The sequence below is a fragment of the Pseudomonas sp. GD04091 genome, from assembly GCF_029836165.1.
Lineage (GTDB): Bacteria > Pseudomonadota > Gammaproteobacteria > Pseudomonadales > Pseudomonadaceae > Aquipseudomonas.
The window spans coordinates 59932-74631 of record NZ_JAOEBG010000009.1 but is presented as its reverse complement, the minus strand read 5'-3'; the positions used below and the strand labels follow the sequence as shown (position 1 = coordinate 74631).

The window sequence follows — 14700 nt, the reverse complement described above, 5'->3', positions numbered from 1 at the left end:
CGATTGTAGCAAAGCTGGCCTTTGCGCCAGTGGCTCTTATAATTCCCGCACGTGGGAGCGGGCTCGCCCCGCGATGCGACCCCCGAATTCTTCCCCGCTATTGAACCGGAGAACCCCCATGCTCAAACGCCCCCTGGCACTCGCTGCCGGCCTCGCGCTGTCCTGCTGCGCCGTTTTCGCCCAGGCCGCCGAGGTGTTGCGCGTCAGCGCGATCCCCGACGAAGCACCGACCGAACTGCTGCGCAAGTTCAAGCCGCTGGGCGAGTACCTCGAGCAACAGCTGGGCATGAAGGTGCAGTTCGTGCCGGTCGCCGACTACCCGGCGGTGGTCGAGTCGCTGGCCAGCGATCGCCTGGACCTGGCCTGGCTGGGCGGTTTCACCTTCGTCCAGGTGCACCTGAAGGACCCGACCGCGACCCCATTGGTGCAGCGTGAACAGGACGCCCAGTTCACCTCCAAGTTCATCACCGCCAACCCGCAGGTGAAGAGCCTGGCCGACCTGAAGGGCAAGACCTTCGCCTTCGGTTCGATTTCCTCGACCTCCGGCAGCCTGATGCCGCGCTACTTCATGTTGAAGGAAGACAACACAAGCCCGAGAGCTATTTCAGCCGCGTCGCCTATTCCGGCGCCCACGACGCCACTGTGGCCTGGGTGCAGGCCGGCAAGGTCGATGCCGGGGTGCTCAACGCCAGCGTCTGGCAGAAGCTGGTCGACGCCGGCAAGGTCGACACCAGCAAGGTGAAGGTGTTCGCCACCACCCCGACCTACTACGACTACAACTGGACCGTGCGCGGCAGCCTGGACCCGGCGCTGAAAGAGAAGATCAAGCAGGCCTTCCTCGCCCTCGATCCGGCCAAGCCGTCGGACAAGGCGATCCTCGACCTGCAGGCCGCCAGCCGCTTCATCGAGACCAAGCCCGAGAACTATCAGGGCACCGAGCAAGCCGCGCGCGAGGCCGGTCTGCTCAAGTGACTATCCGTCTGCAAGGGGCTGGCCTGCGCCACGGCCAGGTCCAGGCCCTGAACGCGGTCGACCTGCGTATCGACAAAGGCGAACGGGTGGCGATCATCGGCCCATCCGGGGCCGGCAAGTCCAGCCTGCTGCACCTGATGGCCACCGCCGTGCAGCCCAGTGCCGGGCAGCTGACGTTGCTCGATGCCCAGCCCTGGGCGCTGTCGGCGCGTGCTCGCCAGCGCCTGCGGGCGCGGGTCGCCCTGGTGCACCAGGCGCCGCCCCTGCCGCCGCGCCAGCGGGTGGTGACGGCGGTGCTGGCCGGGCGCCTGGGGCAGTGGAGCACCCTGCGGGGGTTGCTCAACCTGGTGCATCCGGGCGATGTGCCGGGGGCGCGCCAGGCGCTCGCCGAGCTGGGGCTGGCGGACAAACTGTTCGTCCAGTGCGGGCAGCTGTCCGGTGGCCAGCTGCAGCGGGTCGGCATCGCTCGCGCGTTGTACCAGTGTCCTGAAGTGTTGCTGGCCGACGAGCCGGTCTCGGCGATGGACCCGGTGCTGGCCGAGCACAGCCTGGCGCTGCTCAACCGCCATGCCCAGGCGCATGGCGTGACGCTGGTGGCCAGCCTGCATGCGGTGGAGCTGGCGCTGGCGCATTTCCCCCGGATCATTGGTATCCGTGAAGGACAGGTGGTGTTCGACTGCCCAGCCCAGGCGGTGAGCGAGGACCTGCTGGATGCCCTCTATGCCAATGAACAACTGGTCTCGCCGGTCGCGCCCGGGCCGACCCTGACGGTGCAGATTCCGCGATGCTGAAAGCCGACGCCCGCGACCCTGCGGCGCTGCCCCGACTGCTGCTGACCTTGTTGTGCCTGGCCCTGCTGTGGCCGGGGTTGCAACTGAGCGAGCTGAATCCCGGCGTGCTGCTGCAGGCAGAGAACCGCCAGCAGATGGCCAGTTTCGTCAGCGCCTTCTGGCCCCCGGCCCATGACCGCGACTTTCTCGGCCTGTTGTGGCAAGCCACCTTGCAGACCTTGGCCGTGGCCACCACCGGCATGGCCCTGGCACTGCTGCTGGCGGTGCCGACCAGCCTGCTGGCCAGTCGCGCCCTGTCGCTGCGCGCCGCCTCGCGCGGTGGACGCCCGGGCTTCTGGTCGCGCGCCCTGCGCCTGCCCGTGCGGGGCCTGCTGGTGTTCCTGCGCAGCGTGCCGGAGATCGTCTGGGCGTTGCTGTTCGTGCGTGCCGTGGGCCTGGGGCCGACCGCCGGGGTGCTGGCCATCGCCATCACCTATAGCGGCATGCTTGGCAAGGTCTACGCGGAAATCTTCGAGTCCGTCGACCAGCGCCCGGCCCATGCCCTGCTGCAGGCCGGCAGCCGCCGCTTGGCGGCGTTCTGCTACGGCATTCTGCCCAACGCGGCGACCGAGCTGGTGTCGTACACCGTCTATCGCTGGGAGTGCGCGGTGCGCGCCTCGGTGGTGATGGGCTTCGTCGGCGCTGGGGGGCTGGGGCAGCAGATCGACCTGTCGATGCGCATGTTCGCCGGCGCCGAGGTGGCGAGCATGCTGCTGGCGTTCCTGGTGCTGGTGGTGCTGGCCGATCTGCTCAGTCGCTTCCTGCGCGGGAGGCTGGCATGAGCCGGGCGATCAACCTGCTGGTGCTGCTCGGCATCGCCGCGGCGGTGGCGGCGTCGTTCGCCTATCTGGAGCTGGACCTGCATGCCGTTGTCGGCAATGGCGGGCTGGGGCAGATGGCCGAGTATGCCGGGCGTTTCCTGCACCCGGACCTGTCGCTCGAGCATCTACGTGCCGTGGGCTGGGGCGCGCTGGAAACCCTGGCGATGTCCGGGCTCGGCACCTTGCTGGCGATGGTCCTCGGCATGCTGCTGGCGCTGCCGGCCGCCGGGCGTTTCGGCTGGCCGCTGCAGGGCGCGGCGCGTCTGCTGCTCAATGCGCTGCGGGCGATTCCCGAACTGGTATGGGCGGCGTTGACCGTGCTCGCCGCCGGGCTCGGGCCCAACGCGGGTACTCTGGCGCTGGCGCTGCATACGGCCGGCGTGCTCGGACGCTTGTTCGCCGAGGCGCTGGAGAATGCGCCCTCGGAACCGGCTGCGGCGATTCGCCTGCAAGGTGGCAGCCAGGTCGCGGCGTTCTGCTTCGGCACCTTGCCCAATCTCTGGCCGCAGTTGCTGGCGTACAGCCTGTACCGCTGGGAGAACAACATCCGCATGGCCAGCGTGCTTGGTTTTGTCGGCGCGGGCGGGCTGGGGCAGATGCTCTACACGACCCTGAGCCTGTTCCAGGAGGCCCAGGCCAGCACGGTGATCATCGCCATGCTGGTGCTGGTGTTGCTGGTGGATGCCTTCAGCGATGCACTGCGCCAGCGCTACGTCAGGGCCTGAAGAGCGCTGTTCGTGGGAGCGAGCTTGCCTTGTGATGGCGATTGCCTGGGTTGACTCTATCGCGGGGCAAGCCCGCTTCCACAGCGCATCACCTGGTGTGCGCCAACTCCCCACACTGCGCTTCCCGTTGCATCGACTCCAGGTTGCGCTCGATGGTTTCGCAGATGGTGTCCATCGGAATCTGATGCTCGCTGAAGCGGAACGGGCTCTGCAGGTCGGTCCCGATGCGCTCGATCGCCAGCAGCATGAACCCCACCACCGTCGATGCCAGCGGCGTGAACCAGCCCAGCGATTCCACCAGCCCCACCGGCACGATCAGGCAGAACAGCGTGATGAACAGCCGTGGAAAGTACACGTAAGGGTACGGCAGAGGCGTATTGGCGATCCGTTCCATGCCGCCCTGGGCATTGGACATGTCCACCAGCGTCGACTCCAGCCGCGCCAGGCGGATGCTGTCCAGGCGTCCGGCCTGGTACTCCCGCGCCAGCAGCGCGGCCGAGCCGCCGAGGATATCGTTGGCGAAGTTGTTGGAGCGGTTGCGCCGCTCGAATTCTCCGGGCGGGATGAAGGCCATCAGCTCATCGGGGCATTTCTCGCCCTTCAGATGCGCCGCCAGGCAGTTCACATAGGCTATGTGCCGCCGCAGCAAGGTCGCTTTCACCGGGTTCGGCCCGTCGGCCGGGTCATCGACCAGCGTCAGCACCTGCCGCGCGAAGCTGCGTGAACTGTTCACCAGCGCGCCCCACAGCGTGCGGGCCTCCCACCAGCGGTTGTAGGCGCTGCTGTTGCGAAAGCTCACCAGCACCACCAGCGCCGAGCCCAGCAGGGTGAGCGGGATCAGCGGCAGGGTGAACTTGCTGTTGAAGAACAGCATGAAGTCGATGGTGACCAGCACGTCCCAGATCAGCAGCCAGAACAGCGACCAGCCGATGTAGCCGAAGGTCTTGACCACCAGGCGGTACTTGCGGGCGAGGAGGGCTTTCACGTGGGGGGAACCTCTAGGCAGTGGATGCAGGTTCCGACGTCAGGGGAGGGGTAAGGTTCGGTGTGTTTCGTCGCGAGGGTGTAACGAAAGTTGGCTCAGGGACGAAGGTTATCGTCCCTGCGGTGGGCTGCAAGGCTGCTTCACTCCAGGGGGAGGTGCGTCAGCTTCCGGTCAGCACCTGCTTCATCTGCACCAGCGCCACCTTGCCGCCATCCGGTGCCTGCCGCTCCTCGATCCCGAACGGCACAAAGCCCAGTTGTGGATAGAGCAGCAACCCGGCGGTGTTGTGGTTGAAGCACGATACCCACAGCTCGCGTGCCGCGAACTGATCGCGGGCCAGAGTCATCATGCGCTGCACCAGGTAACGCGCCACGCCCTGGCCCCGGGCAGCCGGAGCCACCACCACGTTGCCCAGCGCGCAGACGCCGCCGTGTTCGGCCTTGTAGAAATTGGCGAAGCCAACGATCACGCCCTCGGCCTCGACCACCGTCGAGCCGCTGCGCACGGCGATGGCTTCGCTCAATTGCGCGGGTGTCAGTGGGTAGGTGGCCTTGGGGAACATGTAGAACAGTTCGTCCGGGCCTTGGGGGAAGCAGCAGATGGCGGGGATGTCCGCCGCTTCGACGGGACGATCGGTCAACTTCATAAGGTGCCCTGCGTTTACCGAGTTTGAAGTGGGTCTTCATTTGAGCTCAGATGAGCCGCTATCGGCAATTACCTTGGCGTGCCCCAAGCAATCATGAGAGCGCCACTTCTCTGGTCAAATCGCGGGCACAAAAAAACCGACCATTCGGTCGGTTTTTTCTGGATCTTGGTGCCCCGAGGGAGACTCGAACTCCCACTCCTTTCGAAAACGGATTTTGAATCCGCCGCGTCTACCAATTCCGCCATCAGGGCTTGTGGCGCCGCAGTATAGAGAGGTGCCATTGGTCGGTCAATCGGCTTTCATGGTCAATTTTCACGCGTTGGGCTAAACTTTCCGGCCCTGTCGAACCGAACATCATCATGCGCGTCGCCGATTTTTCCTTCGAACTCCCCGATTCCCTGATCGCCCGCCACCCGCTGGCCGAGCGCCATGGCAGCCGCCTGCTGGTGCTCGATGGCCCCAGCGGCGAGCTGGCCCACAAGCAGTTCACCGACCTGCTCGACTACCTGCGCCCAGGCGACCTGATGGTGTTCAACAACACCCGGGTGATTCCGGCGCGGCTGTTCGGCCAGAAAGCCTCCGGCGGCAAGCTGGAAGTGCTGGTCGAGCGCGTGCTCGACAGCCACCGCGTGCTGGCCCATGTGCGTGCCAGCAAGGCGCCGAAAGAGGGCGCGCAAATCCTCATCGACGGCGGTGGCGAGGCCGAGATGGTCGCCCGCCACGAGACGCTGTTCGAGCTGCGCTTCAGCGAAGAAGTGCTGCCGCTGCTGGAGCGGGTCGGGCACATGCCGCTGCCGCCGTACATCGACCGCCCGGACGAGGGCGCCGACCGCGAGCGTTACCAGACTGTCTACGCCGAGCGTGCCGGAGCCGTGGCGGCGCCGACCGCCGGCCTGCACTTCGACGAGGCACTGCTGGCGAAGATCGCCGCCAAGGGCGTCGAGCGGGCGTTCGTCACCCTGCATGTGGGGGCGGGCACCTTCCAGCCGGTGCGGGTCGACAAGATCGAAGACCACACCATGCATAAAGAGTGGCTCGAAGTGAGCCAGGACGTGGTCGATGCCGTTGCGGCGTGCCGTGCCCGTGGTGGCCGGGTGATCGCCGTGGGCACCACCAGCGTGCGTTCGTTGGAAAGCGCCGCCCGCGATGGCGAGCTCAAGGCCTTCAGCGGCGACACCGATATCTTCATTTTCCCTGGCCGGCCGTTCCATGTGGTCGATGCCCTGGTCACCAACTTCCACCTGCCGGAGTCCACGCTGCTGATGCTGGTCTCGGCCTTCGCCGGTTACCCCGAGACCATGGCCGCCTACGCGGCGGCGGTCGAAAATGGTTACCGCTTCTTCAGTTACGGTGATGCCATGTTCATCACCCGCAATCCGGCGCCACGCGGCCCAGAGGATCAAGCATGAGTCGCACCTGTCGAATGTCGTTCGAACTGCTGGCCACCGACGGCAAGGCCCGTCGCGGTCGGCTGACCTTCCCCCGTGGCACCGTCGAGACCCCGGCGTTCATGCCGGTGGGCACCTACGGCACGGTCAAGGGCATGCTGCCGCGCGACATCGAGGCCATCGGCGCCGAGATCATCCTCGGCAACACCTTCCACCTGTGGTTGCGCCCGGGCACCGAGGTCATCAAGAAACACAACGGCCTGCACGATTTCATGCAATGGAAAGGCCCTATCCTCACTGATTCCGGTGGTTTCCAGGTGTTCAGCCTGGGCGCCATGCGCAAGATCAAGGAGGAAGGCGTGACCTTCGCATCGCCAGTGGATGGTTCGAAAGTGTTCATGGGCCCGGAAGAGTCCATGCAGGTCCAGCGCGACCTGGGCTCGGACATCGTGATGATCTTCGACGAGTGCACCCCGTACCCGGCCGAGCACGATGTGGCGCGCACCTCGATGGAGCTGTCGCTGCGCTGGGCCCAGCGTTCGAAGAACGCCCACGGCGACAACACCGCGGCGCTGTTCGGCATCGTCCAGGGCGGCATGTACCAGGACCTGCGCATGCGCTCGCTGGACGCCCTGGAAAACATCGGCTTCGATGGCCTGGCCATCGGTGGCCTGTCGGTGGGCGAGCCCAAGCACGAGATGATCAAGGTGCTGGATTATCTGCCGGGGCAGATGCCGGCTGACAAACCTCGTTACCTTATGGGGGTAGGCAAGCCGGAAGATCTTGTAGAGGGTGTGCGCCGCGGCGTCGACATGTTCGATTGCGTGATGCCCACGCGCAATGCGCGCAACGGCCATCTGTTCGTCGACACCGGGGTGATCAAGATCCGCAACGCGTTCCATCGCCACGATGAATCGCCGCTGGATCCGACCTGCGATTGCTATACCTGCACCAACTTCTCCCGCGCTTACCTGCATCACCTGGACAAGTGCGGCGAAATGTTGAGCAGCATGCTCAATACCATCCACAACTTGCGCCATTACCAGCGCTTGATGGCCGGTTTACGCGAGGCTATTCAACAGGGTAAATTGGCCGCCTTTGTCGACGCCTTCTACGCCAAGCGCGGGCTGCCTGTGCCGCCCTTGGACTGACTGTCCGCATCCATTATTAGAAAAATCCCATTAGGAGTGCCCAATGAGCTTCTTGATTCCCGCCGCATACGCGGACGCTGCAGCCCCAGCCGCCGGTCCAGCCGGTACCGGCTTCGAGTGGATCTTCCTGGTCGGTTTCCTGGTCATCTTCTACCTGATGATCTGGCGCCCGCAGGCCAAGCGCGCCAAAGAGCAGAAAAACCTGCTGAGCAACCTGCAAAAAGGTGACGAAGTGGTCACCACTGGCGGCATCGCCGGCAAGATCGTCAAGGTCGCCGACGACTTCGTGGTCCTGGAAGTGTCGGACAACGTCGAGCTGAAGTTCCAGAAGGGCGCCGTGGCCGCGACCCTGCCGAAAGGTACGCTCAAGGCTATCTGAGTTACCGGTTTTCTTTTCCAGTCGGGGCGCGCAACGCGCCCCGCGTCTTGAACGGGCGGCGTGATGCTGAACAAATACCCTCTGTGGAAATACCTGCTGATCGTGGTGGTTCTGGCGATCGGCTTCATTTATTCCGCACCCAACCTCTACCCGGATGATCCAGCGGTGCAGATCAGCGGCGCCAGCTCCGCCCTGCATGTCAGCCAGGCCGACCTCGACCGCGTGACCAAGGCGCTGGCCGATGCCGGGATCGCCGTCAAAGGCAGCAGCCTGGGTGAAAAGGGCAGTGCGCTGGTGCGCCTGACCAACCAGGAAGCTCAACTGCCGGCCAAGGATGTGGCGCGCAAGACCCTTGGCGATGACTATGTCGTGGCCCTGAACCTGGCCCAGACCACCCCGCAGTGGCTGCGTAGCCTGGGTGCCAGCCCGATGAAGCTGGGCCTGGACCTGTCTGGTGGTGTGCACTTCCTGCTGGAAGTGGACATGGACAAGGCCATGACGGCCCGCATGAAAGTCTATGAAGGCGAGGTCAAGACCTTGCTGCGCAAAGAGCGCGTCCGCTACCGCAGCCTGCCTCAGCAGGATGGCGGCATCATGCTGGGCTTCGCCGACGACGCTACCCGTGAGCAGGCGCGCAGCCTGATCCGCAAGAATTTCAACGATTTCGACCTGACCACCACCGAGCGCAACGAGCTCGCCGTGCTGCGCCTGGCACTGACCCAGGCCAAGGTTGCCGAGATCCGTGAGTACTCCATCAAGCAGAACCTGACCACCGTCCGCAACCGTGTGAACGAGCTGGGCGTGGCCGAGCCGCTGGTTCAGCGCCAGGGCGCCAACCGCATCGTGGTCGAGCTGCCAGGTGTGCAGGACACCGCCGAAGCCAAGCGTATCCTCGGCAAGACCGCCAACCTGGAGTTCCGCTTCGGTGCCGAGCCGGGCGCTTCCAAGGCCACCACCGAGGTGTTCGAGTTCCGTGAAGGCGGCCGCTCCGCCGCGGTCGAGCGCGGCCTGATCATCACCGGTGACCAGGTCACCGATGCCCAGGCCAGCTTCGACGAACATGGTCGCCCGCAGGTGAACATTCGCCTGGATGGCCACGGTGGCGAGCTGATGAGCCGCGCCACCCGCACCAACGTCGGGCGCAGCATGGCGGTGATCTTCATCGAGCAGAAGCCGGTTACCCGCTATCAGAAGCAGGTGGTCGATGGCGTCGAGAAGGAAGTCGCCGTCCAGACCTTCCAGGAAGAGAAGAAGATCATCAGCCTGGCGACCATCCAGTCGCCGCTGGGCAGCCAGTTCCGTATCACCGGCCTGAACGGCCAGGGCGAGTCGTCCGAGCTGGCCCTGCTGCTGCGTGCCGGTGGCCTGGCCGCGCCGATGTACTTCGCCGAAGAACGTACCATCGGTCCAAGCCTGGGTGCCGACAACATCACCAAGGGTATCGACGCGTCCTTGTGGGGCATGCTGTTCGTCTCGCTGTTCATCATCGCCATTTATCGTGCATTCGGCGTACTGGCGACCATCGCCCTGGCCGGCAACATGGTCCTGCTGCTGGCGCTGATGTCGCTGCTGGGTGCCACCCTGACCCTGCCGGGCATCGCCGGTATCGTGCTGACGATGGGTATGGCGGTGGATGCCAACGTGCTGATCTTCTCGCGTATCCGTGAAGAGATCGCCGCCGGCATGTCGGTGCAGCGCGCCATCCACGAAGGCTTCAACCGTGCCTATTCGGCGATCGTCGATGCCAACCTGACCACCCTGTTGGTCGGCGGCATCCTGTTCGCCATGGGTACCGGCCCGGTCAAGGGCTTCGCCGTCACCATGTCCCTCGGGATTTTCACCTCGATGTTCACCGCCGTCATGGTGACCCGCGCACTGGTCAACCTGACCTGTGGCGGGCGTGACATCAAGAAGCTGTGGGTTTGAGGGAGCTGCGATGAAAACCATCAACTTCATGGGCGTGCGCAATGTCGCGTTCGCCATCACCGTGCTCCTTACCGTGCTGGCGTTGTTCAGCTGGTGGCACAAGGGCCTGAACTTCGGTCTGGACTTCACCGGCGGCACGTTGATCGAGCTTACCTACGAGCGCCCGGCAGACCTGGAGAAGGTGCGTACCGAGCTGGTCGGCTCTGGTTTCCACGATGCGGTGGTGCAGAGCTTCGGCGCCACCACCGACCTGCTGGTGCGCATGCCGGGTGACGATCCGCAACTGGGCAACCGCGTAGCGGAGGCATTGCAGAAGATCGGCGGCGACAACCCGGCCACGGTCAAGCGCGTCGAGTTCGTAGGCCCGCAGGTGGGCGAAGAGCTGCGTGACCAGGGCGGCCTCGGCATGCTCCTGGCGCTGGGCGGTATCCTCATCTACCTGGCCTTCCGCTTCCAGTGGAAGTTCGCGGTCGGCGCCATCGTCTCGCTGATCCACGACGTGGTAGTCACCCTGGGTATCCTGTCGTTCTTCCAGATCACCTTCGATCTGACGGTGCTGGCGGCGGTACTGGCGATCATCGGTTACTCGCTCAACGACACCATCGTCGTGTTCGACCGGGTGCGCGAGAACTTCCGAGTAATGCGCAAGGCCTCGCTGATCGAGAACATCAACATCTCGACCACCCAGACCCTGCTGCGTACCGTTGCCACTTCGGTGTCGACCTTGCTGGCCATCGCCGCACTGCTGTTCTTCGGTGGCGACAACCTGTTCGGCTTCTCCCTGGCGCTGTTCATCGGCGTCATGGCAGGTACCTACTCGTCGATCTATATCGCCAACGTGGTGCTGATCTGGCTGAACCTGAGCAGCGAAGACCTGATTCCGCCGGTCAAGAACGAGGGTGTGGACGACCGTCCTTAAGGAATCGTCCTACGCCATTTGGCGTTAAAGAGAGGCGCGAGTATTGAACTCGCGCCTTTTTTTTTGCTCCAAGGCAGGGAGAAGGCGGGCAAAGATCCCGCGGGTACGACTAGGAGGTTCACGTGAACAAATCAATGCTGGTGGGTGCGGTTCTGGGTGCTGTCGGTGTGACTGCCGGAGGTGCTGTGGCGACCTACAGCTTGGTGAACAAGGGGCCTGAGTACGCCCAGGTCACCGACGTGCAGCCGATCAAGCAGCAGGTGAAGACACCGCGCGAGGTCTGCAAGGATGTCACCGTGACGCGTCAGGCGCCAGTGAAGGACCAGCACCAGATCGCCGGTACGGTGGTGGGTGCCTTGGCGGGTGGCTTGCTGGGCAACCAGGTCGGTGGCGGTACCGGCAAGAAGATCGCCACCGTGGCCGGTGCGGTGGGTGGTGGCTATGCGGGCAACAAGGCCCAGGAGTACATGCAGGAACGTGACACCTACACCACCACGCAGACGCGCTGCAACACGGTCAACGACCTGAGCGAGAAGGTGGTGGGGTACAACGTGACCTATTCCATCGGTGACCAGGTGGGCAAGGTGAAGATGGACCACGAGCCGGGCTCGACCATTCCGTTGGACAAGAACGGCAAGTTGATCCTGAGCCAGAATCAGCCAGGGCAGTGAGCGCCCGGCGCCTTTCGCCGAGCATAAAAAAAGCACCCTAGGGGTGCTTTTTTTATGCTCGATACAGTCGGCGGTCAGCGCTTCATGTGTTCCGGCAGGTGCGGCTGGATGGCGGTCAGCACGGCCTTGAAGCACTTGATGTTACCGGCGACGATGTGGCCCTTCTCGAGGAAGTCGTGGCCACCGTTGAAGTCGCTCACCAGCCCACCGGCTTCCTGGATCAGCAGCACGCCCGCGGCCATGTCCCACTCGGACAGGCCCGACTCCCAGAAGGCGTCGAAGCGGCCGGCGGCCACGTAGGCCAGGTCCAGGCTGGCGGAGCCGGCGCGGCGGATGCCGGCGGTCTGGCCGGTCAGCGCGCGGAACATGCCCAGGTAGTTGTCCAGGTCGGCCATCTGGCTGTCACGGAACGGGAAGCCGGTGCCGAGCAGGGCGCCGTCCAGGCTGGTCCGCGAGCTGACGCGGATGCGGCGGCCGTTGAGCTGGGCGCCACGGCCACGGCTGGCGGTGAATTCTTCCTGGCGAACCGGGTCGACGATCACGGCGTGCTCGAGGCGGCCGCGGTATTTGCAGGCGATGCTGACCGCAAAGTGTGGAACGCCACGCAGGAAGTTGGTGGTGCCGTCCAGCGGATCGATGATCCACAGGTAGTCCTTGCCTTCTTCACCGGTGCCGGCGTGCAGGCCGGTCTCTTCACCTTGGATCGAGTGGTTCGGGTAGGCCTTGCGCAGGGCATCGACGATGACCTTCTCGGCGGCGCGGTCGACCTCGGACACGTAGTCCTGGGCGCCTTTCTCGTCGACTTTGATGCTATCCAGGCGTTCGATGGAGCGGAAAATCAGTTCACTGGCGCTGCGAGCGGCGCGCAGGGCGATATTCAGCATAGGCTGCATGGGCGTTTCACCTGGGATGTTAAAGAGGAAAGCCGCATAGTCTATCAGAATTCCACGACGGCAGAAGGGTCAGATGCGCATTCGTGGCGTTACGTCCGTCGCTTCTGTAAGATCGTTTGCCCCTTTATCTCTACTCCGTGAGCTCAACACCTTGTTGCAGAATATTCGTGTTGTTCTGGTCAATACCAGCCACCCCGGCAATATCGGCGGCGCTGCGCGTGCCATGAAAAACATGGGCCTGTCGCGCCTGGTGCTGGTGCAGCCAAAAGAGTTCCCGTCCGCTGACGCCACCGCGCGAGCCTCGGGGGCCGACGACATCCTGGCCAATGCCCAGGTGGTCGAGAGCCTTGAAGACGCGCTGGTGGGCTGCAGCCTGGTCATGGGCACCAGTGCCCGCGAGCGCAGCATCCCCTGGCCGCTGATCGACCCGCGCGAATGCGGCGCCAAGGCCGAGGCGCATGCTCGTGGTGGCGAAGAGATCGCCCTGGTGTTCGGGCGCGAGCACGCCGGGCTGACCAACGAAGAACTGCAGCGATGTCACTTCCATGTGCACATTCCCTCGAACCCCGACTTCAGCTCGCTGAATCTCGCCGCCGCAGTCCAGGTGCTCTCCTATGAGGTGCGCATGGCCTGGCTGGCAGCCGAAGGCGCGCCATCGAAAGTCGAGAAGTTCGATGCCAACTCGCTGCGCAGCAACGAGCTGGCGACCATGGACGAAATGGAGCTGTTCTACGAACACCTGGAGAAAACCCTGGTGGACATCGGCTTCCTCGACCCGGAAAAGCCCAAGCACCTGATGCCGCGCCTGCGCCGGCTCTACGGGCGCAGCGCGGTCAATCGTTCGGAAATGAGCATTTTGCGCGGCATCCTCACCGAGACCCAGAAAGTCGCACGGGGCGAGCCGCATAAACGGAAGGACTGAAAGATGTTCGAGCGTCTGCGTGAAGATATCCAGAGCGTATTCCATCGTGACCCGGCGGCGCGCAACGCCTTTGAAGTGCTGACCTGCTACCCGGGCATGCATGCCATCTGGCTGCATCGCCTCGGGCATGCCCTGTGGGTTCGTGACTTCAAGTGGCTGGCGCGGCTGGTGTCCAACTTCGGGCGCTGGATGACCGGTATCGAGATTCATCCGGGGGCCACGATCGGTCGGCGCTTCTTCATCGACCACGGCATGGGCATCGTCATTGGCGAGACCGCCGAGATCGGTGACGATGTCACGCTCTACCAGGGCGTGACCCTCGGCGGCACCAGCTGGAACAAGGGCAAGCGACACCCGACCCTGGAAAACGGCGTGGTGGTCGGTGCCGGCGCCAAGGTGCTGGGCCCGTTCACCGTCGGCGCCGGGGCCAAGATCGGTTCCAACGCCGTGGTCACCAAGCCCGTGCCGGCCGGTGCGACCGCGGTGGGCATCCCGGGGCGGATCATCGTCAAGATCGAGGACGACGCCGTCGAGGCCAGGCGTAAGGCCATGGCCGAGAAGATCGGCTTCGACGCCTACGGCGTCAGCGGCGACATGCCCGATCCGGTGGCTCGCGCCATCGACCAGATGCTCGATCACCTGCAGGCTGTCGACGAGCGCCTGGAGGGCATGTGTGGCGCGCTGACCAGGATGGGGAGCGATTACTGCGCCAAGGAGCTGCCCGCATTGCCCGCCGATGACTTCGCCGAAGCGAAGCAGGGCGACACTCGGTCGCATTGATTCCGCCGGCCCGATACAAGGGGCGTGTGCTCGCGCCCCTTGTCTGCTACACTCGCGCCCGCCTCCCGCATGCATACCCGACTAAAGCACTAGGTCTAATAGTTGACTTAAATGCTCGGGAATCGCATACTCGCACACATCCTGTAACTCCCGTGGTACCCATACGCCATGCGACTGACTACCAAAGGCCGATACGCCGTGACCGCCATGCTCGACCTGGCGTTGCACGCGCAGCATGGGCCGGTGTCTCTGGCCGATATTTCCGAGCGCCAGGGCATTTCCCTCTCTTATCTGGAGCAGCTGTTCGCCAAGCTGCGCCGCAGCAGCCTGGTTTCCAGCGTTCGCGGCCCGGGCGGCGGCTACCAGCTGTCGCGCGGCATGGAAACCATCCAGGTGGCCCAGGTCATCGATGCGGTCAACGAATCGGTCGATGCGACCCGTTGCCAGGGCCTGGGGGACTGCCATGCCGGTGATACCTGCCTGACTCACCACCTGTGGTGCGACCTGAGCCAGCAGATCCATGAATTCCTCAGCGGCATCAGCCTGGCCGACCTCGTCATGCGCCGTGAAGTGCAGGAAGTCGCCCAGCGTCAGGACCTGCGCCGTGTCGCGGGCCGAACCGCCCAGCTGGACAAGATTGAGACGTCCGCCGTCGACTGAACTAGCAGTGATGAGCGACGCCAACGCCTGAT

Annotated in this window: 15 protein-coding genes, 1 tRNA gene and 1 pseudogene; 13 read left to right on the top strand and 4 right to left on the bottom strand. The window is 64.4% G+C overall.

Annotated elements, in window-relative coordinates; all coding sequences use genetic code 11:
- Positions 1-118: 118 nt before the first annotated feature.
- The 4 genes and pseudogenes from N7422_RS13460 to phnE all read left to right on the top strand — a co-directional run bounded on the left by N7422_RS13460 (position 119) and on the right by phnE (position 3348).
- Positions 119-972, top strand: a pseudogene (locus N7422_RS13460) (putative selenate ABC transporter substrate-binding protein).
- A complete protein-coding gene (locus tag N7422_RS13455; RefSeq protein WP_279806997.1) occupies positions 969-1763 on the top strand; it encodes an ATP-binding cassette domain-containing protein in 795 nt (264 codons plus the stop codon). Before N7422_RS13460 ends, N7422_RS13455 begins: the two are co-directional and overlap by 4 nt.
- Positions 1757-2584 carry an ABC transporter permease subunit gene (locus N7422_RS13450; protein WP_279806996.1) on the top strand — a complete coding sequence of 276 codons (828 nt, stop codon included), beginning with the start codon at positions 1757-1759 and terminating at the stop codon, positions 2582-2584. Before N7422_RS13455 ends, N7422_RS13450 begins: the two co-directional genes overlap by 7 nt.
- Complete coding sequence (phnE, locus tag N7422_RS13445; protein ID WP_279806995.1) at positions 2581-3348, top strand: phosphonate ABC transporter, permease protein PhnE; 768 nt, start codon at positions 2581-2583, stop codon at positions 3346-3348. The genes N7422_RS13450 and phnE overlap by 4 nt, the downstream gene beginning before the upstream one ends.
- Positions 3349-3436: 88 nt before the next feature.
- Here phnE and N7422_RS13440 read toward each other — a convergent pair whose 3' ends face one another.
- The 3 genes from N7422_RS13440 to N7422_RS13430 all read right to left on the bottom strand — a co-directional run bounded on the left by N7422_RS13440 (position 3437) and on the right by N7422_RS13430 (position 5230).
- The gene (locus tag N7422_RS13440; protein ID WP_279806994.1) at positions 3437-4333 is read right to left on the bottom strand and encodes a bestrophin family ion channel; all 897 of its coding nucleotides are present in this window, start codon (positions 4331-4333) and stop codon (positions 3437-3439) included.
- Positions 4334-4493: 160 nt separating this feature from the next.
- Positions 4494-4979 carry a GNAT family N-acetyltransferase gene (locus N7422_RS13435; RefSeq protein WP_279806993.1) on the bottom strand — a complete coding sequence of 162 codons (486 nt, stop codon included), beginning with the start codon at positions 4977-4979 and terminating at the stop codon, positions 4494-4496.
- A 166-nt stretch (positions 4980-5145) separates the two neighbouring features.
- Positions 5146-5230: transfer RNA gene (locus N7422_RS13430), tRNA-Leu, on the bottom strand.
- Positions 5231-5338: 108 nt separating this feature from the next.
- Here N7422_RS13430 and queA point away from each other — a divergent pair.
- The 6 genes from queA to N7422_RS13400 all read left to right on the top strand — a co-directional run bounded on the left by queA (position 5339) and on the right by N7422_RS13400 (position 11413).
- Positions 5339-6388 carry a tRNA preQ1(34) S-adenosylmethionine ribosyltransferase-isomerase QueA gene (gene queA / locus N7422_RS13425; protein ID WP_279806992.1) on the top strand — a complete coding sequence of 350 codons (1050 nt, stop codon included), beginning with the start codon at positions 5339-5341 and terminating at the stop codon, positions 6386-6388.
- A gap of 14 nt (positions 6389-6402) precedes the next feature.
- Positions 6403-7518 (top strand): tRNA guanosine(34) transglycosylase Tgt, encoded by a 1116-nt coding sequence (tgt, locus tag N7422_RS13420; protein WP_279807084.1) that lies wholly within the window; start codon positions 6403-6405, stop codon positions 7516-7518.
- A 43-nt stretch (positions 7519-7561) separates the two neighbouring features.
- Positions 7562-7897 carry a preprotein translocase subunit YajC gene (gene yajC, locus N7422_RS13415; RefSeq protein ID WP_050704350.1) on the top strand — a complete coding sequence of 112 codons (336 nt, stop codon included), beginning with the start codon at positions 7562-7564 and terminating at the stop codon, positions 7895-7897.
- A 63-nt stretch (positions 7898-7960) separates the two neighbouring features.
- Complete coding sequence (gene secD, locus N7422_RS13410) at positions 7961-9823, top strand: protein translocase subunit SecD (RefSeq protein WP_279806991.1); 1863 nt, start codon at positions 7961-7963, stop codon at positions 9821-9823.
- A gap of 10 nt (positions 9824-9833) precedes the next feature.
- Positions 9834-10742: a protein translocase subunit SecF gene (gene secF, locus N7422_RS13405; protein WP_279806990.1), complete on the top strand. Its 909-nt coding sequence runs from the start codon at positions 9834-9836 to the stop codon at positions 10740-10742.
- A 134-nt stretch (positions 10743-10876) separates the two neighbouring features.
- On the top strand, positions 10877-11413 hold the full coding sequence (locus N7422_RS13400) for a glycine zipper 2TM domain-containing protein (RefSeq protein WP_279807083.1): 537 nt from the start codon (positions 10877-10879) through the stop codon (positions 11411-11413).
- A 74-nt stretch (positions 11414-11487) separates the two neighbouring features.
- On the opposite strand, the gene suhB is transcribed toward N7422_RS13400, so the two are convergent.
- A complete protein-coding gene (gene suhB, locus N7422_RS13395) occupies positions 11488-12306 on the bottom strand; it encodes an inositol-phosphate phosphatase (RefSeq protein WP_279806989.1) in 819 nt (272 codons plus the stop codon).
- 151 nt (positions 12307-12457) lie between these two features.
- On the opposite strand from suhB, the gene trmJ reads away from it, so the two are divergent.
- The 3 genes from trmJ (at position 12458) to iscR (ending at position 14668) form a co-directional block, all read left to right on the top strand.
- Positions 12458-13228: a tRNA (cytosine(32)/uridine(32)-2'-O)-methyltransferase TrmJ gene (trmJ, locus tag N7422_RS13390; protein WP_279806988.1), complete on the top strand. Its 771-nt coding sequence runs from the start codon at positions 12458-12460 to the stop codon at positions 13226-13228.
- A gap of 3 nt (positions 13229-13231) precedes the next feature.
- The gene (gene cysE / locus N7422_RS13385; RefSeq protein WP_279806987.1) at positions 13232-14008 is read left to right on the top strand and encodes a serine O-acetyltransferase; all 777 of its coding nucleotides are present in this window, start codon (positions 13232-13234) and stop codon (positions 14006-14008) included.
- A 168-nt stretch (positions 14009-14176) separates the two neighbouring features.
- Positions 14177-14668 (top strand): Fe-S cluster assembly transcriptional regulator IscR, encoded by a 492-nt coding sequence (iscR, locus tag N7422_RS13380; RefSeq protein ID WP_008092572.1) that lies wholly within the window; start codon positions 14177-14179, stop codon positions 14666-14668.
- The last annotated feature ends 32 nt before the right edge of the window (positions 14669-14700 follow it).